Below are 20,382 nucleotides of genomic sequence, written 5' to 3'. Positions count from 1 at the left end.
TGCCCTAAACCTGCGGGTCAGGATTTACGGTGTGCCCATCCACGGCGATCACCTGCCCCGAGACAAACCGCGCCGCCTCTGAGCCCAGAAACACGGCCATCTCGCCAATGTCGCGCCCCTCGATAAAGCTGCCCATCGAGGTGCCTGACGCATAGCCCGCATAAACCTCGTCGCGCGTCATGCCCTTAGCCGCAGCCTCGCGCGCCAAAACACCTTCCATGCGCTCACCTTCGACCGAACCCGGACAAATCACGTTGCAGCGCCCGCCGTGCGGTCCCAACTCCATCGCGAGAGTCTTGGCCAGCCCGATCACTGCCCATTTCGCCGACGCATAGGGGGACCGGTTGGGATAGCCGTGTTGACCTGCCGTCGAAGAGGTCACAATGATCGACCCGGTCCCGGCCTCTTTCATCATCGGCACTGCATACTTTGCGGCAAGAAAAGCCCCGTCCAGATTGACCGAAACACAAGAGCGCCAGTCCTCTAATGGGATGTCTTCCACTTGCGCGGTTGGACCTGCCACGCCAGCGTTGGCGCAAAGCACGTCCAACCCGCCCCACTCGGCGCGCAACTGATCGTACATCGCCGCCATTTGCGCCTCGTCAATCACATCCACATGCGACTTGCGCCAATGATCAGGCGCCTCGTCCAACAGGCGTGCGTTCAGGTCACTGATCCAGACCTGATAGCCTGCCCGGTCAAAAGCCTCCCCCATTGCACGCCCGATACCGGATGCACCAGCCGTGATCAGAACCCGGCGTGTCATCGGGGAGCGCCTACATAGCGCCCCACACCATCTGGTGCGGGCAATGCAGCCTGCGCATTGGAAATCAGCGCAAGGTTGGCGACAATCTCATCCGAGGGCACCGAGGGGCGGCGGGTCTCAAGGCTGACGTGGATCAACACATGCTCGCCCGTCGCCAACAGATTGTCGCCGGCATACATCTCGTGCCAGAGATGCATTTTCTTGCCTTCTGCGTTCAACACCCGCGTGCGCACCTCGATCCGCGACCCCAAATGGGTTTCGTCGATATGGCGGATATGGGTTTCGGCGGTGAAATAGCTTCCACCCGTGGCGATATAGTCCTGATCGCAGCCGATGATCTCCATCAGCCGGTCACTGGCATCAGCAAAGGCCTGCAGATAGCGGCTCTCGGTCATATGGCCGTTGTAGTCCAGCCAGTCGATGGGCACCGCCCGCGTCACGGTCACAATTGGCTGGGACGGGTCAGCAATATCCGCTGCGCCTCGCACCATGCCACTCTCGGCTGCCAGCTTGACGTCATGGGTGTTCATCAACGCTCCGGCGCCCCAGTTCTGACCTTTGAGCGCGCGCATCATGGCCACAAGGTTGTTGTCGCGAATGCGCTCCATCTCGCGGATCTCCATATGCCCAGACTGTGCGTCAGACTGCCCGGCGATCAGGTCAACCAGCTCGTCATTGAACTCGGGCACATCCATCAGCTTGGTCCACGGCCACTTCAACGCCGGACCGAACTGCGCCATGAAGTGCTTCATGCCCGCCTCGCCACCGGCTACGCGGTAGGTGTCAAACAGCCCCATCTGCGCCCAGCGGATGCCGAACCCCATGCGGATCGACTCGTCAATTTCTTCGGTGGTCGCAACGCCATCTTTGACCAGCCACAAGGCCTCACGCCAGACGGCCTCAAGGAAACGGTCGGCGATATGCGCATCGATCTCTTTGCGCACATGCAAAGGGTACATGCCAAGACCCGAGATGATCTCTTTGGCGCGCGCCACAGCTTCAGGCGCGGTCTGTTCGCTGGGAACAATTTCGATCAGCGGCATCAGGTAGACCGGGTTGAAGGGGTGCGCGACAAGGATCTGTTCCGGACGTACGGCCCCCTCTTGCAATTCAGACGGTTTGAACCCGCTGGTCGACGAGCCAATGATCGCATCTGCCGCGCAGTGCTCTTGCAAAGCCGCATAGACTTTGTGCTTGATCTCCAACCGCTCGGGTACGCTTTCCTGAATCCAGTCAGCCCCTTTGACGGCGTCGCCCATCTCAGCATGGAAACTCAAGGCGCCTTCAGCAGGCAGGGCCGTGTCAGACAGACCCGGCATCGAGCGGCGCGCATTGTCCAGCACCTCACCAATCTTGCGTTCAGCCTCAGGGTCCGGGTCAAACACCCGCACATCCCAGCCGTTCAAAAGGAACCGCGCGGCCCAGCCGCCGCCAATGACCCCACCACCAATGATTGTTGCTGTCTTCATGGTCTTTCTACCTTTCCCGCAAGATTCGGGTCGCTGTAAATCCACGCGCCCAATAGCGTCTCCCAAGCCAAAGGAGATCGCTTATGTCCATTCTGTTCCAAGCCTTGCCCACCGATACTGTACAAGCCATTCGCGCCTCGGGCCTTGATGCCCACGGGCAGCCGGTTGAACGTCACCTTTCCGAAGGCTCGGCCTATCCTTGCCGCCACTGCCTTGGTGAAGCGCCGCACGGCCAGGACTACCTCATCCTCGCCCATCGCCCCTTTGAAGCGCAGCACGCCTATACCGAAACCGGGCCGATCTTTCTGTGTGCCGAAAACTGCAGGCGTGCCACGCCCAGCCCGAGGGTGCCCCCAATTCTTAAGGCGCCCAGCTACATCGTTCGCGGCTATGACACTGACGAGCGTATCGTCTATGGCACCGGTCAAGTGACCCCAACCAACCTGATTGCGGCCTATGCGGCGCAATTGCTGGACCGCCCCGAGATCGCCTTTGTCGATCTGCGAAGCGCCGCCAACAACTGTTTTCAATGCCGTGTCACGCGGGCGGATTGACGTTTCGGCGCTCACCGTTCGCAGACCAGAACGGCACGGTCGCGATATCGACGCATAGCCAATGTGATACTGATCTGCCATTCGGCGCGTGGAACAGGCATTCCCCATTTCGAGCGTCAGCCCTTAGGCACGCGTTTGGTCAGCCGCAACTTCTCCCGCACTTCAGCCGGGCCAATCACGCGCGCGCCCATGTTCTCGATGATGGTCGCGGCGCGTTCAACAAGTTGGTAGTTCTCGGCCAGAACGCCTTTTTCGAGCCACAGGTTGTCTTCCAGACCAACCCGCACGTTGCCCCCTGCCAACACAGCCGCCGCGACATAGGCCATCTGATCACGCCCTAACGAAAACGCGGACCAGTTCCATGTGTCCGGCACATTGTTCACCATCGCCATAAAGGTGTTCATGTCGTTCGGCGCACCCCATGGCACGCCCATGCAAAGCTGCACCAGCGCATCGGGTTCCAGAACGCCATCAGCCACAAGCTGCTTGGCGTACCAAAGATGGCCTGTATCAAAGGCTTCGATCTCGGGTTTCACGCCCAGATCGGTCATCATCTGGCCCATCGCGGTCAACATGCCGGGGGTGTTGGTCATGACATAGTCGGCTTCGGCAAAGTTCATGGTGCCGCAATCCAACGTGCAGATCTCGGGCAGGCATTCAGCAACGTGCGCCATGCGTTCAGTTGCACCAACCATGTCGGTGCCTGCAATGGTTGGCAGCGGGTTTTCCACACCGCCGAACACCATATCGCCGCCCATGCCGGCCGTCAGGTTCAGAACGGCATCAACCTCTGCGTCACGAATGCGGTCTGTCACCTCGCGGTACATGCCCAGATCGCGGCTGGGTGCGCCAGTTTCGGGATCACGCACGTGGCAATGCACCACCGCGGCCCCAGCTTTGGCGGCAGCAATTGCACTGTCGGCAATTTGCTTTGGCGAGCGTGGAACATGCGGGCTGCGATCTTGGGTACCACCCGATCCGGTGACGGCGCAGGTGATGAAGACCTCTTTGTTCATCTGCAAAGGCATGGCGATTCCTTTCAATTCCTCTGCCTCAGTATCTCTGGCTTGTATTTTTATATTTGGCAATTTACGTAAGATAATTGATGAAAGACGCAGAAAACCTGTTCCGACCACAAAATACTCCGCTGAACACGGCGGTTCTGGTGCTGGATCAGTGCAATACGCTGAGCTTTGCCGCCGCGGTGGACCCAATGCGCGCTGCCAATCGGCGCGCGGGGCGAACGCTTTTCAAATGGGACTTTTACACCGCAACAGAAGCCCCGGCGCAATTGACTAGCGGGCCAGAAATCGCTGGTAAACCCATTGCGAACCTGGATCACTGTGACCTCTTGGTGATTGTGGCAGGCTTTGACCTTGAAGAGCACGCGACCCCACGCTTGTTGGCGTCTTTGCGACGGCTTTGCACGTCCGGCACCATGATCGCCGCCTTGGATGGCGCTCCTTGGATTTTGGCGCGTGCGGGCGTGCTGGACGGCCATAGCGCGACAACCCATTGGGAAGACCTCGAAGATTTTGCTACCCGGTTTCCCGCCGTGGAAACCCGGCGCGACCGGTTCGTTATTGATCCACCTTTTGCCACATCAGGTGGCGCTGCGCCGGGGATCGACATGATGTTGCACCTGATCGAAAGATGGTTCGGGGCCTCATTGGCAACGCGCGTGGCCAGCGCTTTTGTCTATGACCCGGTGCCCGAAGGACAACAGGGGCCCGGCGCCCCACCCCGCCCCATTCGCCGCAACCCCCAGATCGCCCGGGCTTTGGACCTGATGGAGCGCCATATCGACGACCCGTTGAACATCGCGGACATAGCTCGGCACCTGTCCGTTTCCGTTCGAAGTCTGGAACTTCGGTTTCGCAGCCATTTGGGGCAATCCCCACATCAATACTATTTGCAGCTCCGCCTGAATGAGGCGCATCGACTGGCCATCGACACCTCGCTCAGTGTTCAGGATATCGCCACCACAACGGGATTTGCCTCGCAGTCCAGCTTTGCGAGGGCCTTCCGACAGGCGCACGGATTGTCGGTTCGGGACCTCAGGGCAAGTCTTCAGCGATAAGAAATTTGACAACCGGCAAGCCGCGACGCCACTCTGGTGGGGTATTTCAGATCACACAGGAGCGCGCAGTGCCCAATCTCAAACAAATTATTGGCAAGGCCACCCTTGCGGCCACACTTGTTGTTTCAACACTTTCAGCAGGCACCGAGGCCCACGCCACTGAGCCCTTCCTTGGTGAAATCCGCACCTTTGGCTTTAATTTCTGCCCACGCGGCTGGACCGCGGCAGAAGGGCAGTTATTGGCGATCAACCAAAACACCGCCCTGTTTTCGCTATTCGGCACTATTTACGGCGGTGATGGGCGGACCACCTTTGCCTTACCCGACCTGCGCGGACGCTTTGTCATGCATCTTGGCACGGGGCCCGGGCTCAGCCCGCATGACATTGGCCAACGAAGCGGAACGGAAAGCGAAACCCTGACCCAATCGCAGATGCCCGCGCACACACACGATGTGCTGGTCACCCAGTCCAACGACCAAGGCGACAATGGCGGCCTAAAGGTTGAACAGGCTTCTGAGACAGGGATGGCCAGCGGCGGCACTGCTTCTGTCGGAGGCGACCAGCCCCACAACAACATGCCACCCTATTTGGTGATGAACACCTGTGTCGCTCTGCAAGGGATATACCCTTCACGCAGCTAAGAAAAAGGGGCCGCGAGGCCCCTTTTTTTGTCTCGACTTAAGTCCGTGCATCCCGGATCAGGCGCAGGATGTCCTGCGCCGCTTCGGGAATGTTGGTACCCGGTCCAAAGATCGCTTTGACGCCTGCATTTTGCAGGAACTCATAGTCCTGCTGCGGGATCACGCCGCCACAGATCACGATGATATCTTCGGCGTCCTTGTCTTTCAGCGCTTCGATCAGTTGCGGGGCAAGGGTCTTGTGACCTGCGGCCTGTGACGAGATACCCACCACATGCACGTCGTTGTCGACAGCATCCTGAGCAGCCTCGTCCGGGGTCTGGAACAACGGCCCCACATCAACGTCAAATCCAATGTCGGCAAAGGCTGTGGCGATGACCTTGGCGCCCCGGTCATGGCCGTCTTGACCCATCTTGACCACCAAAAGACGCGGGCGGCGGCCTTCTTCTTCGGCAAAATCCTCGATGGACTTTTGGATCGCGGCAAAGCCTTCGTCGCCTTCGTAGGCGGCGCCATAGACGCCGGCCAGCGTTTTGACCTCGGCGCGGTGGCGCCCAAACTCTTCTTCCATAGCCATGCTAATCTCTCCAACCGAGGCCCGTGCGCGGGCGGCTTCGACAGCAGCGGCAAGCAAGTTGCCGCCTTCTTTGGCAGTGCGGGTTAGTTCGGCCAGTGCGGCCTCACAGGCGGCGCTGTCGCGTTCGGCGCGAATTTTTTCAAGCCGCGCGATCTGGCTTTCGCGTACGGCGACGTTGTCCACATCGAGAATGTCGATCACATCTTCTTTCTCTTTGCGGTACTTGTTGACGCCAACGATCACTTCGTCGCCTTTGTCGATCATTGCCTGTCGGGTCGCCGCGCTTTCTTCGATGCGCAGTTTCGGCATGCCGCTGGCCACAGCCTTGGTCATGCCGCCCATTTCCTCGACCTCTTCCATCAGCGCCCATGCCTTCTGGATCAGATCATCGGTCAGGCTTTCGACATAGTAAGAGCCTGCAAGAGGGTCGACGACGTTGGTCACGCCGGTTTCTTCCTGCAGCACCAGCTGAGTGTTGCGCGCGATGCGAGCCGAGAAATCGGTCGGCAGGGCAATTGCTTCGTCCAGCGCGTTGGTGTGCAGGGACTGCGTGCCACCCAGAACCGCCGACATCGCCTCGTAAGCGGTGCGGATCACGTTGTTATAGGGGTCCTGCTCCTGCAAGCTCACACCGGAGGTCTGGCAATGGGTGCGCAGCATCTTGGAGCGTTCGTTCTTGGCGCCAAACTCGGTCATCACACGATGCCAGAGCGTCCGGGCCGCGCGCAGTTTGGCGGCCTCCATGAAAAAGTTCATGCCGATGGCAAAGAAGAACGACAGGCGACCTGCGAATTTGTCCACATCCATGCCCGCGTTCATGGCTGCACGCACGTACTCGCGCCCGTCTGCCAACGTATAGGCCAACTCTTGCACAAGGTTCGCGCCCGCCTCTTGCATGTGGTAGCCCGAGATCGAAATCGAGTTGAATTTGGGCATCTCGTTCGAGGTGTATTCGATGATATCCGAAATGATCCGCATCGATGGCTCGGGTGGATAGATATAGGTGTTACGCACCATGAACTCTTTCAGAATGTCGTTCTGAATAGTGCCGGCGAGGACCGATTTGTCGTGTCCCTGCTCTTCGCCAGCCACAATGAAGCTCGCTAGGATCGGAACCACCGCGCCATTCATGGTCATCGACACCGACACTTTGTCCAACGGGATGCCGTCAAACAGGATCTTCATGTCTTCGATCGAGTCGATCGCCACGCCCGCTTTGCCGACATCACCAACCACACGTGGGTGATCGCTGTCATAACCCCGGTGTGTGGCCAAATCGAAAGCCACCGACACGCCTTGCTGACCCGCAGCCAGGTTCCGGCGATAGAACGCGTTGGATTCTTCGGCTGTTGAGAAACCGGCATATTGGCGGATCGTCCAAGGACGGCCCGCATACATCGTTGCCTTGACACCACGGGTGAACGGACCAAAGCCGGGCAATGTGTCCATATGGTCAAGATCAGCCGTGTCTTCCGCGGTATAAATCGGTTTGACCGGAATGCCCTCAAGCGTGTTCCATGTCAGATCTTCCAACGGGCGGCCACGCAGTTCTTTTTCTGCGAGCTTCGACCAGTCTTCTTTCTTGGTCATGTCCTTTTCCTCATCTGTGGGGACGATCCCAAGGGATCATGCCCATTCACTCTTTGAATTTCGTGCAAGCGGCATATATTGAGAACGACAGGAGATCCCGCCCATGCGCCGCTTGGCATTTGTTTTGATTACGTTTCTGGGAACCAGCGTTCTGGCCGCCGATGGGGCGACGACGGACGAAGACCCATTGTTTCGTGATGGCATTGAACTGACACTGGAAGAGTTCCAGTGGCTCAAACGCCCGATCGTGGTGTTTGCCGACAGCCCCAACGATCCACGTTTTCGCCAACAGATCGAATTGCTTGAAGCCGATACTGCTTCTTTGGAAACCCGCGATGTTATTGTTCTGACCGACACGGACCCAGCCGCCGACAGCGCGCTGCGCGAACAATTGCGTCCACGTGGGTTCATGATGGTGCTGATTGGCAAAGACGGCGTCGTATACCTACGCAAGCCGCAGCCTTGGAACGTGCGCGAAGTGACACGCTCGATCGACAAGCTGCCATTGCGCCAACAGGAAGAACGCGACCGTCGCGCCGACCCGATCCGGTAAGGCGCGCAATCCTGAACGGACAGATTCATGCTCTGCCCTGTCCAGTTATTTGCGCGCGCCTTACTCATCGGCTTATTCGAACTCCATGATGACGTCATCCACGGCAAGGCTGTCGCCTGCTGCGGCGTTGACCTTGGTCACCACGGTGGTCTTTTCGGCGCGTAGGATGTTTTCCATCTTCATCGCTTCCACGGTACAAAGCGCCTGCCCTTCCTGAACTTCGTCGCCAACTTCGACATCTACTTTGACAATCAGGCCCGGCATTGGGCACAGCAGCATTTTCGACGTATCTGGCGCGACCTTTCCGGGCATCAGCTTGGCCAATTCTGCCTGACGGTGTGTACGGACGTGCACCTTGAGATCAGCACCACGGCTGCGGATGCGGAACCCGCCCGAGATTTTGCCAACCTTCAGCACCAGCTTCTCGCCACCAACTTTCAGCGTTGCCAGCTGATCGCCTGGTGTCCAGTCACTGGTTACGCGCAGCTTGTCACCATCGGCGAACTTGACTGTCGAGCCCTTCTTGTCCGCCTTGATCTTTACAGCGAACTCTTCGTCTTGCAGGGTAACGACCCACTTTTTGCCAACGCGGCGTTCGTGGTTGTCCATGCGGCCCGATACGCGGGTCCGACGGATTTCCGCAACCCGGTGCATCGCCGCTGTCGCCGCTGCAATCCTGCGCAGAGTGTCCTTGGGCAGCGTCACGCCTTCGAACCCATCTGGATACTGCTCTTCGATAAAGGCCGTGGTCATTTCGCCTGACATGAAGATCGGGTGATCCATCACCGCGCTCACAAACGGCAGGTTGTGGCCGATGCCTTCCACCTCGAACCCGTCGAGCGCATTGCGCATCGCCTCGATGGCCTCGTCACGGGTCGGCGCCCAGGTACACAGCTTGGCGATCATCGGGTCATAGTACATGCTGATTTCGCCGCCCTCATAGACGCCGGTATCATTGCGCACGGCATACTCTTTGCCTTCAATGGCAACGTCAGCCCATTTGTCATTGTCCTGCATCGGACCGGCAGAGATCTCAGCTGGCGGACGATAGCGGGTCAGACGACCAATTGATGGCAGGAAGCCACGATAAGGATCTTCTGCATAAACGCGGTTTTCAATCGCCCAGCCGTTGATGCCCACATCGTCCTGCGTGATTCTCAGCGGTTCACCATTGGCGACGCGGATCATCTGTTCCACCAGATCGACGCCGGTGATCAGCTCGGTCACAGGGTGTTCCACCTGCAGACGGGTGTTCATCTCAAGGAAGTAGAAGTTCTTGTCGCCATCGACGATGAACTCCACGGTGCCGGCGCTGGTATAGCCTACGGCTTTGGCCAGCGCGACCGACTGTTCGCCCATTGCCTTGCGGGTGGCTTCGTCGAGGAACGGGCTCGGGGCCTCTTCGACAACCTTCTGGTTACGCCGCTGGATCGAGCATTCACGCTCGTTCAGGTAGATGCCGTTGCCATGTGCGTCGCACAGAACCTGAATTTCGATGTGGCGCGGTTGGGTCACGAACTTTTCAATGAAAATCCGGTCGTCACCAAAGCTGTTGGCCGCCTCATTTTTGGAGGACTGGAACCCTTCGCGCGCTTCCTGATCGTTCCAGGCAATCCGCATGCCCTTACCGCCGCCGCCAGCAGAGGCCTTGATCATCACCGGATAGCCAATCTCGTTTGAGATTTTCACCGCCTCATCGGCATCTTCGATCAGGCCCATGTAACCGGGGACCGTCGAAACTTCGGCGTCCTGAGCGATCTTTTTCGAGGTGATCTTGTCGCCCATCTTTTCAATCGCACCAACGGGCGGCCCGACAAAGGCGACGCCTTCGGCGGCCAGTGCTTCAGCAAACTTTGAGTTTTCCGACAAGAAACCATAGCCCGGATGCACAGCCTGGGCGCCTGTTTGACGGATTGCGTCCATGACTTTGTCGATCACGATATACGACTGGTTCGCTGGGGGAGGACCGATGTGCACAGCCTCATCCGCCATCTGAACGTGCAGCGCCTGCTTGTCGGCATCGGAATAGATCGCCACGGTCTTAATGCCCATCTTGCGCGCGGTCTTGATGACACGGCAGGCGATCTCGCCACGGTTGGCGATCAGGATCTTGTCGAACATTTCATGTCCCTTCTGGTTCTTGGCCCGCAGTTACCTGCAGACACTTGGATACAAAAAGACCACCGACTCCCATGACGGAGACGATGGTCTTGTGAAGTCGGTTGAGGCGCGCAAAGGCGCCCCGGAGAATTGGATCAGTTACACTTGCCGGGGTTTTCTTTGCAGTAAACCACGTTACCGGCGCCACCGACGACGGCGCCCGCAAGCAAGCTGCCATTGAGAACTGCGGCCGTGGCCACGCCTGCGCCCGCGCCAATGAGAGCTTGTTCTGGGGTGGTCTCGCCACAGGCGCCCAGGGCGATGAGCCCCGCCGTGCAAAGACCCGCGATTGAGAGCTTGTGCATGTTGAAATGCCTTTCCTGTTCTTTTCTGCCTCTGGTGCGCAGAATGCCGGTTTTTGGTCCGGGGAAAAGCGGATTTGGCCCGCGCGCCTGATTTGGGCGGCACCTCGCCGATCTGCTTTAAAATAGGGGGATCGAACGGAAAAAGCGGGTGTTCCGAGAGGGACACAATCGGAACACCCGTAAGGGGAAGGGTAACGGAAAATACTAATACGGGTGCGGACCCTGGTGTTTCCGCGAACGGTGAGATCAGTATTCTCAGACGTCACGCAGCGCGCAACTGGGATGCGTTCACACCCTGTCAAATGGGCCGCTTCCCGCGCATTTTGTGAGGGGGTCGGCAAATTCATGCCCAATCCTCCTCAAAGGCGTCCGGAAAGGAAATTCGGGCGACATCCACGTCAATCATCAGCAAAGCGTCATAGCTGGCCGGATCAAACGGGTCCTCGGCAGGGATCACTTCGCGACCAAACAGCCAGCTCAGTCGGCCTGCATCCAAGTTTCCGCGCTCAAAAGGTTGATCGCCAAACTGCTCCCACAGAGCCTGCATAAAGCCCGCATCCGCGCGCCGGTCTGCCGGGCGACGGTCACGGAACCGCTCACGCTTGATAATAGGCGTCACCCCTTTGGGGTTCGGTCGGCGAATGACAAATTGGAAATCAGTTCCGGACAGGCGTCCGGGAAAACCACGGTGCTTTAGCATGCCGCGCCCTCCCGTGGTGAAAGGTTGCGGTTGGTGTCGGCGGGCCACATCGCGGCCCGCCAGCCCGTTAGGGCGAAATTACTTGTATTTGCCGGTGTAGACGGGCTCTTCCGAGATGGGCTCGGGATCAACCACGACATACTCTTCAACCGGTGCTGTGTCTGCACAGGCTGCAACCAGTGCAACCAAGCCGACGGCCAGCAGTGCTTTGATACTGTTCGACATGTCTTTCTCCAGTTCTTTTTTACTCTTGCAACAAGGTCTTTTGACCCTGCCTGCCTCACTTTTTTACAAGCGGTTACTTGGGTGTAACCGAGCGGGAGAATACTGAATTCAGGCGTAAAAATATATAGATAGCGGCCCAAGCTCATGTCATGTGACCGCAAAGCCGCAATTTCCACATGCATTGGGGGTCGAGGCGCAAGATATTGTGGTGACATCAAAAACCCTCCCAGATGCAGGCGCCATTTTCGACGCTGTAAGCTTCAAAAAACTGGGTTGCAACATGGCTCACAGACCCAAATTCGGTTTCTCGATCGGCCAGGGAAATGATGATTTGATCCACAGTTTTGCCGCTGTTTTCCAGCGATCTGCGGGCGTGAACCTCGCATAGAAACAGGAAATCCGGCTCAACATCGTCAAAGGTGATCCCCTCTTGTCCGATGATCGGCATGATGTACCGGAACCGCGCCACGTTGCTGTTGTCCTGCCGGGTCTCATAGACAACCTCTTGCAGGCTCAACTCAAAGCCGGAGGGCACGGCAGGGACCTCCTCCAAGTCCCCTGCCATGGCCGCGCCACAAAGGGCCCCTCCTAACGCGGCAAATATCGTCAGACGCTTAAACATTGACCACCTCTCGGTGCGCCGCATAGCTGCTCCAGCGGTGGCGCAGGGCGGGATCAGCCAGCATCTCGGCGATACTGTCTTCTAGGCGGCGCTTGTTATGCACAGCGTCCACCCGGCCCCCGGCCACAATCCTGCAAGCTCCATTAACCCGCGTAACCTGAACAGCCGGCGCAAACCCCCGCAGGGTCTGCAACCGCCGCCACAGGTCCTGACGCACCTGCTGTGCCAGCCGCAAACGACTGCCATCGGGCATGGTGGTCTCGGCACGCACGTCAAAGCGCACCGGCAGGGCCCGTGTCATGGTGAGGATGTTGCCCTCACGCAGGATATGCCAATGGTTGCGGGTCAAACCGGGGCGTCCTCATCATTTGTCGGGAACTCTGCTGGCGAGATGATCTCGATCAGCTCCATATCATCGGAGTGACGGACCTCACGATGCTTGATGCCCGGTGGCTGTAAGACACAAGACCCGCTCCGCAGCATTTGCTCGCCCTGGCCTTCGTATTCGAACACCACCCAGCCCTTGTTGACATAGACCATCTGGAAATCAAGTTCGTGGCTATGCCACGCACCGGGACTTTCCATACCCGGAACCGCGCGGATCACATGCGCGCCAAACTTGCCCTGCGTTGCCTCTTTAATCCCGAGTTGCCGGTACTCAAAAACCGCCCGCAGCCCCTCGCCCTCGAACTTGCCATCATCGGCATGGGCGATGGAGAAGGCCTGATTTTTCCAGAGTTGGGTCATGGTTCCTCCGCAGGACGGGTTACAAGAGCACCGTGGCGGTCAGGTGGGCTACCCCCCTGACGCTTTTCCACGAACGGACCGCCTAGAGCGGAATGTTGTCGTGTTTCTTCCAGGGGTTCTCGAGCTTTTTGTTGCGAAGCGACGCAAAGGCCCGAGCCACGCGTTTCCGTGTGCCGCGTGGCTGGATCACCTCATCGATAAAGCCACGCTCTGCCGCCACAAAGGGGTTGGCGAAACGGTCTTCATAGTCCGCGGTGTGCGCCGCGATCTTTTCGGCGTCTCCCAGATCCGCACGGTGGATGATCTCGGTCGCCCCTTTGGCGCCCATCACAGCGATCTCGGCGGTCGGCCAAGCATAGTTAAAGTCGCCGCGCAGGTGTTTGGAGGCCATCACGTCATAGGCACCGCCGTAAGCTTTGCGGGTGATGACGGTCACTTTTGGCACGGTGGCTTCGCCATAGGCAAACAGCAGCTTTGCGCCGTGCTTGATGACGCCGCCATACTCTTGGCTGGTACCCGGCAGGAAGCCCGGCACATCGACCAGCGTCAGGATCGGGATCTCGAAGCAGTCACAAAAGCGCACAAACCGTGCGGCTTTGCGCGACGAGTCAATGTCCAAACAGCCGGCCAGCACCATCGGCTGATTGGCAACAACACCCACGGTCTGGCCCTCAAGGCGCATGAACCCGGTGATGATGTTCTTGGCATAGTCTTCCTGAATTTCGTAGAAATCGCCCTCGTCCCCGATCTTGGTGATCAGTTCCTTCATATCGTAAGGCGTGTTGGGGTTTTCAGGGATCAACGTATCAAGCGACGCCTCAAGGCGGCCCGGCTCGTCAAAGAATGGACGCACGGGCGGCTTTTCACGGTTGTTGAGCGGCAGGAAGTCGACAAGGCGGCGCACTTCGGCCAGCGCTTCGACATCGTTTTCAAACGCACCATCCGCAACCGAGGACTTCTTGGTGTGCGTTGAGGCCCCACCCAGCTCTTCAGCGGTGACAACTTCGTTGGTGACGGTCTTCACCACATCCGGGCCGGTCACGAACATGTACGAAGTGTCTTTGACCATGAAGATAAAGTCGGTCATGGCAGGCGAATAGACAGCACCCCCCGCACACGGCCCCATGATGACCGAGATTTGCGGCACGACGCCCGACGCCATGATGTTGCGTTGGAAAACTTCTGCGTATCCCGCAAGCGAGGCAACGCCCTCTTGGATACGGGCGCCGCCCGAATCGTTCAGGCCAATGATCGGCGCACCGTTTTGAACGGCCATATCCTGAATCTTGCAGATTTTTTCCGCGTGGGTCTCTGACAGCGATCCGCCAAACACGGTGAAATCCTGACTGAAGACATAGACCATACGACCGTTGATCGTACCCCAGCCTGTGATGACGCCATCACCTGCGGGCTTGTCCTTTTCCATGCCAAAATCAGTGCAGCGGTGGGATTTGAACATGTCAAACTCTTCAAACGAGTCCTCGTCCAGCAGCAGTTCAATACGTTCACGCGCCGTCAGCTTGCCGCGGCCATGTTGGCTGTCGATACGGCGCTGTCCGCCACCCAGTCGGGCTGTGGCGCGACGCTCTTCCAGTTCCTGAAGGATATCTTTCATGGTAGGTCCTCTCAAATTTGCCGTGACACTATGCGCTCAGGCGCGTGCTGCAAAGCAGAATCCCGCAAATTTGCAAAGTTTGGAAAATCATTGCTATGCTAATTGCAAACTTGAAAACTATCTCTGTCGCGACGTCGTGTTCTGCGCCGATGGACATTTCCGACGCCGAGGCCTAGCACTAGGGAATGGCGCAGAATTATAACGCGCGGTTTCTTGATCGTAGCACACCACCCCATATCTCGACTCTGATCCTGCTCGCGGGTCTGTCGGCGCTGAGCATGAACATCTTTCTGCCCAGCCTGCCGGGTATGGCGACGTATTTCCAGACAGACTATCGCATTCTGCAGCTCTCGGTCGGCGTCTACCTTGGGGTCAATGCGGTTTTGCAGATCCTGATCGGACCGATCTCGGACAAGGTGGGGCGACGACCTGTCGTGATCTGGGGGCTGATCCTGTTCCTCTTGGCGACTTTGGGATGCCTGTTTGCCCACAATGCCACGGTATTTTTGATTTTTCGCATGTCGCAAGCGGCCATTGTAACCGCCATGGTGCTCAGCCGCGCCATCGTGCGCGATGTCGTCCCTACGGATCAGGCGGCCTCAATGATCGGCTATGTCACCATGGGGATGACCGTGGTGCCGATGCTGGGTCCGGTCCTTGGCGGAGTCCTCGAGGCGCAATTTGGCTGGCACGCAAACTTCTGGATGCTGTTTGCCTTGGGCCTTGCGATCCTTGCCCTATGCTGGGCGGATCTCGGCGAGACCCGGAGGGCATCAGGGCTCAGCCTTGGACAACAGTTCCGCGAATACCCAGAGCTCATTCGCAGCCCGCGGTTCTGGGGTTATTCTATGGCGTCAGCTCTGAGTTCTGGGGCTTTCTTTGCCTATCTCGGTGGGGCGCCCTTTGTCGGTACCGTGCTTTATGGTCTGAACCCCGCCATGCTGGGTCTCTATTTTGGGGCACCGGCGGTCGGCTATTTCCTTGGCAACTTCCTCTCGGGCCTGCTGTCCGCACGGATCGGGGTCAACCGGATGGTGGAATGGGGCTGCCTGATCAATGTGGCAGGCGTCGGTACGTCGATGCTGCTGTTTGTCGCTGGATACGGCAGTGCCGAGGTGTTTTTCGGCTTCATGACCTTTGTTGGTCTTGGCAATGGCATGACCATTCCCAATGCCACGGCTGGTGCGCTGTCGGTGCGCCCACATCTGGCGGGCACCGCTTCGGGCCTTTCGGGTGCGATCATGATTGGGGGCGGAGCCGGGTTGTCGATGCTGGCAGGGGCGGTTTTGACCCGTGAAAGCGGGGCAATGCCGTTGCTGTGGATCATGCTGATAACCGGGGTGCTTGGGGTTGCGACCATTCGTCTTGTCATCTGGCGGGAAAAGGGACTGGCAGGCTAAAGCCTCGAAAAACCGGGTGACGTCGCGGCTTTGCAAAGCTACATTTGCAGGTGCAAACACGACCACATTGAACAACGCCACATTGCAGATGCTGCCGAGGACCCGATGGCCACTCAGAAACTTTATGCCGGAGCAAAACTGCGTGAAATACGCACGCGCCTTTCGATGACGCAAAAGGACTTTGCCCAAAAACTGGGCGTGTCCCTGCCCTATCTGAACCAGATGGAAAACAACAACCGCCCGGTGTCTACCACGGTGGTTCTGGCACTGGCACAAGAATTTGGGCTGGATGTCACCGAACTCAGCACCGGTGATAGCGAGCGGCTGGTTTCCGACATGCGCGAAGCTATGGCGGACCCAATTCTGGCCGAAAGCCCTGCGCCTCTGGCAGATCTAAGGCTGACCGCCTCTAACGCACCCGCCTTTGCCCGGGCTTTTTTGGAGTTGCACCGCGCCTATCGCCAGACCCATGAAAGGCTGGCGTCACTCGACGAAGCGTTGGGGCGGGAAGATGTGCAAATGCAGCCCAGCCCCTGGGATGAGGTGCGCGACTTTTTCCACTATTGCGACAACTACATTGATGCGGTCGACCACGCCGCGGAACACTTTGCGTCCCGGGCAACGGATCAAGGTGGCATTCGCGCTGCCGCGTTCCGGGCATTGAAAGACAAAGGGGTGGCCGTCGAGATCGTGGATGCAGACCGGCTACGTCACTACGACCCCGAGGCGCGTAAACTGTCTCTATCTGATCGCGCAGCGACCGAGACCCAAACCTTCCAAATGCTGCTGCAAGTGGCCTTGTTGCAGTCCGACAAGCTGCTCGAAGCAACGCTCGATCTGGCGCGATTTCAAACCGACGCAGCGCGCGCCATCGCCAAGATTGGCCTGGCCAACTATTTTGCCGGCGCGGCCATGATGCCCTATGGCCAATTTCTTGGGGCTGCACGCGATACGCGTCACGATCTGGAGGTCCTGGCCAACCGTTTTGGCGCGTCCATTGAACAGGTCGCGCACCGGCTGTCGACCCTTCAACGCCCCGGCGCCAAGGGCATTCCGTTCTTTTTTGTCCGCGTCGATCAGGCAGGAACCATTACCAAACGCCACTCGGCCACGCGGTTGCAATTTGCCCGATTTGGCGGCGCCTGCCCTTTATGGAATGTGCATCAGGCCTTTGAAACTCCCGGTCGCTTCTTACGGCAACTGGCCGAGACACCGGACGGGGTCCGATACTTCAGTCTCGCGCGGGATGTGTCCAAAACCGGTGGCCACTATGGCGCCCCTGTGCGCCGCTATGCGATTGCCCTTGGGTGTGAAATCCGCCACGCCGACGCGCTGGTTTATGCCGATCACATGGACATCTCGACCCCGGAAGCGTTTGAGCCGATCGGCATTTCTTGCCGGATCTGCGAACGTACCCATTGCCACCAGCGCTCTGTGCCGCCGCTTGAGCGGCGATTGAGCATTGATGAAAATCAGCGGGGCGTTCTGCCTTACGAGGTCGAATAAGAGATTTCATGCCTCCGGCGGGGATATTTGGAGCCAAAAGAAGATGAAGATATTGGTTCGGCTGGTGGTGATCTTGCTGGTGCTTGGCACCGGCACGGTGGTCTTGGGCAATCTGGCTGAGCGCTGGGTGATCTATCCCTTCGACGCGCGTGCCGTGGCGCCTGCAGATGTGGGGTTGAACGCCATCGAGGCGCGCAAGATTACGAGTGACGGGGCTGATCTGGTGGTCTGGGTGGCCGAGCCAAAACGCGGCAAGCCAGTGATCCTCTATTTTCACGGCAACGCAGGCAATCTGGCCAACCGCAAAGGCCGGTTTAAGCACTTTCTGGATCGGGGGTACGGGTTGGTTGCACCGGCCTATCGTGGCTCATCCGGCAGCAGCGGTACACCCTCGGAGGACGCCCTGATTGCGGATGCGGTGACAGTGCATCAAGCCTTGAGACTTAAGGACAAGCCGATTGCAGCGTATGGCGAAAGCCTGGGTACGGCAGTAGTGCTTGGGCTGTTAGAGGCTTTGCCCGAAGACGCGCGCCCACAAGCCGTCATCCTCGAAGCTCCATTTACATCGATCCCGGCCTTGGCTGAGCAGCACTATCCCGGAACCGGCGAGCTGGCGGAAAAAATCGAAAACACTTGGCGAAGCTTTGAGCGAGCAGAGGCGCTGACCATGCCGCTGTTGATCCTGCACGGTACACGTGATGACCTGATCCCAATAGATATGGGGCGGCAGATTTTTGCTGCCGCCCCATCAAAGGAAAAAGATTTCCACACCGTCAAAGGCGCCGGCCATACGGACCTGTGGCGGTCCGGCACAATGGCGCGCATGTGGCGGTTTATCGACGCCTACGCCTTGGATTTAAGATAGTTGTAGACCTCGTCTTTGACAGCACCGCGCCGTTTGCGCAGGTCAACCTCAGACAGTTCCTCGCGTGGCGCGACATTGGTCTCGGCAAGATGCACTTTGCGATTCAATTCGTGGTATTCGTCAAACATCTTGGCAAAGTGGGCATCTGACACCTTGAGTTCGCTCATCAAGGAAACAAATTCAGGGAATTCTTCGGCCAATTCGTGCGGGACGTGGGACATAGATGTGCGCTCCTTTTTCTAAAGTCGAAACGACCGTAGCTGGCGCTTTGCGCGCCCCGCATTGACAGGGATCAAACACGTGGCATTTTTTGCATGTTTTATCGTTGCGACGCTTCCCAATTTGGATTGAACCACGGTTGATCGTTGGAGGGCGCCAGCATCCCCCGTCCAAGAATATGATCCGAGGCTTTTTCGCCGGTCATAATTGAAGGTCCGTTGAGATTGCCGTTGGTGATGCGTGGGAAAATTGAGCTGTCGGCTACCCGCAGTCCGTCAACACCAATCACACGACAATCCGGGTCGACCACGCTCATCGGATCGTTCGCAGCGCCCATTCGGCACGTTCCACATGGATGATAGGCACTTTCGGCGTGTTCACGAATAAAGCTGTCCAGTTCGTCATCGGTTTGCAACGCATTGCCGGGCTGAATCTCGTGTTTCACGAAGGGCTTCATCGCGTCCTGACCAAAAATCTCGCGCGTCAGTCGCAGGCAAGCACGGAAATCGATCCAGTCCTGTTCCTCGGACATGTAGTTGAAGGAGATCTTGGGCGCATCCTTGGGATCAGACGACGCCAGCGTGACCTCGCCGCGTGACTCTGCCCGCATCGGGCCGGTATGGGCCTGAAACCCGTGCCCCTCGGCAACAGTCTGCCCGTCATAGCGCACGGCAATCGGCAAGAAGTGGTACTGAATATCCGGGTACTTGATCCCGGCGCGCGAGCGAATAAAGCCTGCGCTTTCAAACTGGTTCGATGCGCCCAACCCCTTTTTGGTAAAGAGCCACTGCGCGCCGATCAGCCCTTTGCCGATCAGGTTCCAGTATTTGTAGAGCGTTATAGGCTGCTTGCTCGCGTATTGCATATAGACTTCAAGATGGTCTTGCAGGTTTTGCCCGACACCAGGGCGGTCCGCCACAACGTCAATGCCATGTTCGGCCAAGTGCGCGGCAGGGCCAATACCTGACAGCATCAACAGTTTGGGCGAGTTCAGTGAACTGGCCGCAAGGATCACCTCGGCATTGGCACGGATCACCTCGACTTTACCGCCACGCTCAACCTCAACGCCAACTGCGCGACCCTCTTCGATCACCACTTTGCGGGCGAGCGCACGGATCAGATCGCAGTTATCTCGTTTCAACGCGGGCTTCAGATAGGCGTTGGCTGCGGACCAGCGCTGGCCTTTGTAGACGGTCATGTCCATCGGGCCAAAGCCCTCTTGCTGCTGACCGTTATAGTCGTCTGTAACCGGGTAACCTGCCTGCCGTCCGGCCTCAACAAAGGCGGCGTGCAGAGGGTTGTTGCGAGGGCCACGGCTGACATGCAGCGGACCGTCCTTGCCGCGCCATTCTGGGTCGCCGCCCTGCCCGCTTTCGTGCCAGTGCTCTTGCCGTTTGAAGTAGGGCAACACGTCGGCATAGCCCCATCCTGCAGCACCGCTGTCTTCCCAATGGTCGTAGTCGCCCGCGTGGCCGCGCACATAGACCATCCCATTGATAGACGACGAGCCGCCAATGACTTTGCCGCGTGGACAGACCAGCGTACGCCCACCCAGATGTGGTTCGGGTTGGGTTTTGTACCCCCAGTCGTATAGTGACATGTTCATCGGATAGCTGAGGGCTGCAGGCATCTGAATGAACGGCCCGGCATCCGTGCCGCCATGTTCAATCACCAGAACCGATTTTCCGGCTTCGGACAGTCGGTACGCCATCGCGCAACCTGCGCTTCCAGCCCCAACAATCACATAGTCTGCGTTCATGTCGCCCTCGAGAATTCAAGAATATGCCCGGC

At 58.3% G+C, this 20,382-nt stretch carries 21 protein-coding genes; 7 read left to right on the top strand and 14 right to left on the bottom strand.

Features of this window, described 5'->3' with window-relative positions; all coding sequences use genetic code 11:
- Nucleotides 1-4: 4 nt before the first annotated feature.
- Entirely contained in the window at nucleotides 5-766 is a 762-nt protein-coding gene (locus Q0932_RS04130) for an SDR family oxidoreductase (RefSeq protein ID WP_299349942.1), read from the bottom strand.
- Complete coding sequence (locus Q0932_RS04125) at nucleotides 763-2,235, bottom strand: carnitine 3-dehydrogenase (protein WP_299349940.1); 1,473 nt, start codon at nucleotides 2,233-2,235, stop codon at nucleotides 763-765. The genes Q0932_RS04130 and Q0932_RS04125 overlap by 4 nt, the downstream gene beginning before the upstream one ends.
- 83 nt (nucleotides 2,236-2,318) lie before the next feature.
- Here Q0932_RS04125 and Q0932_RS04120 point away from each other — a divergent pair, with 83 nt between their 5' ends.
- Entirely contained in the window at nucleotides 2,319-2,789 is a 471-nt protein-coding gene (locus Q0932_RS04120; protein WP_299349938.1) for a DUF1203 domain-containing protein, read from the top strand.
- Between the two features lie 116 nt (nucleotides 2,790-2,905).
- Here Q0932_RS04120 and Q0932_RS04115 read toward each other — a convergent pair whose 3' ends face one another.
- Entirely contained in the window at nucleotides 2,906-3,817 is a 912-nt protein-coding gene (locus tag Q0932_RS04115) for a 3-keto-5-aminohexanoate cleavage protein (protein WP_299349936.1), read from the bottom strand.
- Nucleotides 3,818-3,894: 77 nt separating this feature from the next.
- On the opposite strand from Q0932_RS04115, the gene Q0932_RS04110 reads away from it, so the two are divergent.
- Both Q0932_RS04110 and Q0932_RS04105 read left to right on the top strand, forming a co-directional pair.
- Nucleotides 3,895-4,869, top strand: a complete 975-nt coding sequence (locus Q0932_RS04110) for a GlxA family transcriptional regulator (protein WP_299349935.1) — start codon at nucleotides 3,895-3,897, stop codon at nucleotides 4,867-4,869.
- A 68-nt stretch (nucleotides 4,870-4,937) separates the two neighbouring features.
- Nucleotides 4,938-5,510, top strand: coding sequence for a tail fiber protein (locus tag Q0932_RS04105; protein WP_299349933.1), 573 nt, complete (start codon nucleotides 4,938-4,940; stop codon nucleotides 5,508-5,510).
- Between the two features lie 37 nt (nucleotides 5,511-5,547).
- On the opposite strand, the gene scpA is transcribed toward Q0932_RS04105, so the two are convergent.
- Nucleotides 5,548-7,674, bottom strand: coding sequence for a methylmalonyl-CoA mutase (gene scpA, locus Q0932_RS04100; protein WP_299349931.1), 2,127 nt, complete (start codon nucleotides 7,672-7,674; stop codon nucleotides 5,548-5,550).
- Between the two features lie 103 nt (nucleotides 7,675-7,777).
- On the opposite strand from scpA, the gene Q0932_RS04095 reads away from it, so the two are divergent.
- Nucleotides 7,778-8,227 (top strand): DUF4174 domain-containing protein, encoded by a 450-nt coding sequence (locus Q0932_RS04095; protein ID WP_299349929.1) that lies wholly within the window; start codon nucleotides 7,778-7,780, stop codon nucleotides 8,225-8,227.
- Nucleotides 8,228-8,299: 72 nt separating this feature from the next.
- On the opposite strand, the gene Q0932_RS04090 is transcribed toward Q0932_RS04095, so the two are convergent.
- The 8 genes from Q0932_RS04090 to Q0932_RS04055 all read right to left on the bottom strand — a co-directional run bounded on the left by Q0932_RS04090 (nucleotide 8,300) and on the right by Q0932_RS04055 (nucleotide 14,601).
- Nucleotides 8,300-10,348 carry an acetyl/propionyl/methylcrotonyl-CoA carboxylase subunit alpha gene (locus Q0932_RS04090; protein ID WP_299349927.1) on the bottom strand — a complete coding sequence of 683 codons (2,049 nt, stop codon included), beginning with the start codon at nucleotides 10,346-10,348 and terminating at the stop codon, nucleotides 8,300-8,302.
- A gap of 134 nt (nucleotides 10,349-10,482) precedes the next feature.
- A complete protein-coding gene (locus Q0932_RS04085; protein WP_299349925.1) occupies nucleotides 10,483-10,692 on the bottom strand; it encodes a hypothetical protein in 210 nt (69 codons plus the stop codon).
- Between the two features lie 343 nt (nucleotides 10,693-11,035).
- Nucleotides 11,036-11,392, bottom strand: a complete 357-nt coding sequence (locus tag Q0932_RS04080) for a hypothetical protein (RefSeq protein WP_299349924.1) — start codon at nucleotides 11,390-11,392, stop codon at nucleotides 11,036-11,038.
- Between the two features lie 78 nt (nucleotides 11,393-11,470).
- Nucleotides 11,471-11,617 carry a hypothetical protein gene (locus tag Q0932_RS04075; protein ID WP_299349922.1) on the bottom strand — a complete coding sequence of 49 codons (147 nt, stop codon included), beginning with the start codon at nucleotides 11,615-11,617 and terminating at the stop codon, nucleotides 11,471-11,473.
- A gap of 214 nt (nucleotides 11,618-11,831) precedes the next feature.
- Nucleotides 11,832-12,239, bottom strand: coding sequence for a DUF6497 family protein (locus Q0932_RS04070; RefSeq protein ID WP_299349921.1), 408 nt, complete (start codon nucleotides 12,237-12,239; stop codon nucleotides 11,832-11,834).
- On the bottom strand, nucleotides 12,232-12,588 hold the full coding sequence (locus Q0932_RS04065) for a hypothetical protein (protein WP_299349920.1): 357 nt from the start codon (nucleotides 12,586-12,588) through the stop codon (nucleotides 12,232-12,234). The genes Q0932_RS04070 and Q0932_RS04065 overlap by 8 nt, the downstream gene beginning before the upstream one ends.
- Nucleotides 12,585-12,986, bottom strand: coding sequence for a cupin domain-containing protein (locus Q0932_RS04060; RefSeq protein ID WP_299349919.1), 402 nt, complete (start codon nucleotides 12,984-12,986; stop codon nucleotides 12,585-12,587). The genes Q0932_RS04065 and Q0932_RS04060 overlap by 4 nt, the downstream gene beginning before the upstream one ends.
- A gap of 82 nt (nucleotides 12,987-13,068) precedes the next feature.
- Nucleotides 13,069-14,601 (bottom strand): acyl-CoA carboxylase subunit beta, encoded by a 1,533-nt coding sequence (locus Q0932_RS04055; protein ID WP_299349918.1) that lies wholly within the window; start codon nucleotides 14,599-14,601, stop codon nucleotides 13,069-13,071.
- 185 nt (nucleotides 14,602-14,786) lie between these two features.
- Between Q0932_RS04055 and Q0932_RS04050 the strand changes: the two genes are divergently transcribed.
- The 3 genes from Q0932_RS04050 (at nucleotide 14,787) to Q0932_RS04040 (ending at nucleotide 18,372) form a co-directional block, all read left to right on the top strand.
- Nucleotides 14,787-16,001 carry a multidrug effflux MFS transporter gene (locus Q0932_RS04050; RefSeq protein ID WP_299349917.1) on the top strand — a complete coding sequence of 405 codons (1,215 nt, stop codon included), beginning with the start codon at nucleotides 14,787-14,789 and terminating at the stop codon, nucleotides 15,999-16,001.
- A gap of 105 nt (nucleotides 16,002-16,106) precedes the next feature.
- Nucleotides 16,107-17,507 carry a helix-turn-helix transcriptional regulator gene (locus tag Q0932_RS04045; protein WP_299349915.1) on the top strand — a complete coding sequence of 467 codons (1,401 nt, stop codon included), beginning with the start codon at nucleotides 16,107-16,109 and terminating at the stop codon, nucleotides 17,505-17,507.
- A gap of 43 nt (nucleotides 17,508-17,550) precedes the next feature.
- Nucleotides 17,551-18,372, top strand: coding sequence for an alpha/beta hydrolase (locus tag Q0932_RS04040; RefSeq protein ID WP_299349913.1), 822 nt, complete (start codon nucleotides 17,551-17,553; stop codon nucleotides 18,370-18,372).
- Here Q0932_RS04040 and Q0932_RS04035 read toward each other — a convergent pair.
- Complete coding sequence (locus tag Q0932_RS04035) at nucleotides 18,351-18,593, bottom strand: DUF465 domain-containing protein (protein WP_299349911.1); 243 nt, start codon at nucleotides 18,591-18,593, stop codon at nucleotides 18,351-18,353. The two genes, Q0932_RS04040 and Q0932_RS04035, sit on opposite strands and share 22 nt — an antisense overlap.
- Nucleotides 18,594-18,691: 98 nt before the next feature.
- Nucleotides 18,692-20,350, bottom strand: coding sequence for a choline dehydrogenase (gene betA / locus Q0932_RS04030; protein ID WP_299349909.1), 1,659 nt, complete (start codon nucleotides 20,348-20,350; stop codon nucleotides 18,692-18,694).
- Between the last annotated feature and the right edge of the window lie 32 nt (nucleotides 20,351-20,382).

Source organism: uncultured Shimia sp. (assembly GCF_947498095.1).
Lineage (GTDB): Bacteria > Pseudomonadota > Alphaproteobacteria > Rhodobacterales > Rhodobacteraceae > Shimia.
This window is presented reverse-complemented; position numbering and strand designations above follow the sequence as displayed.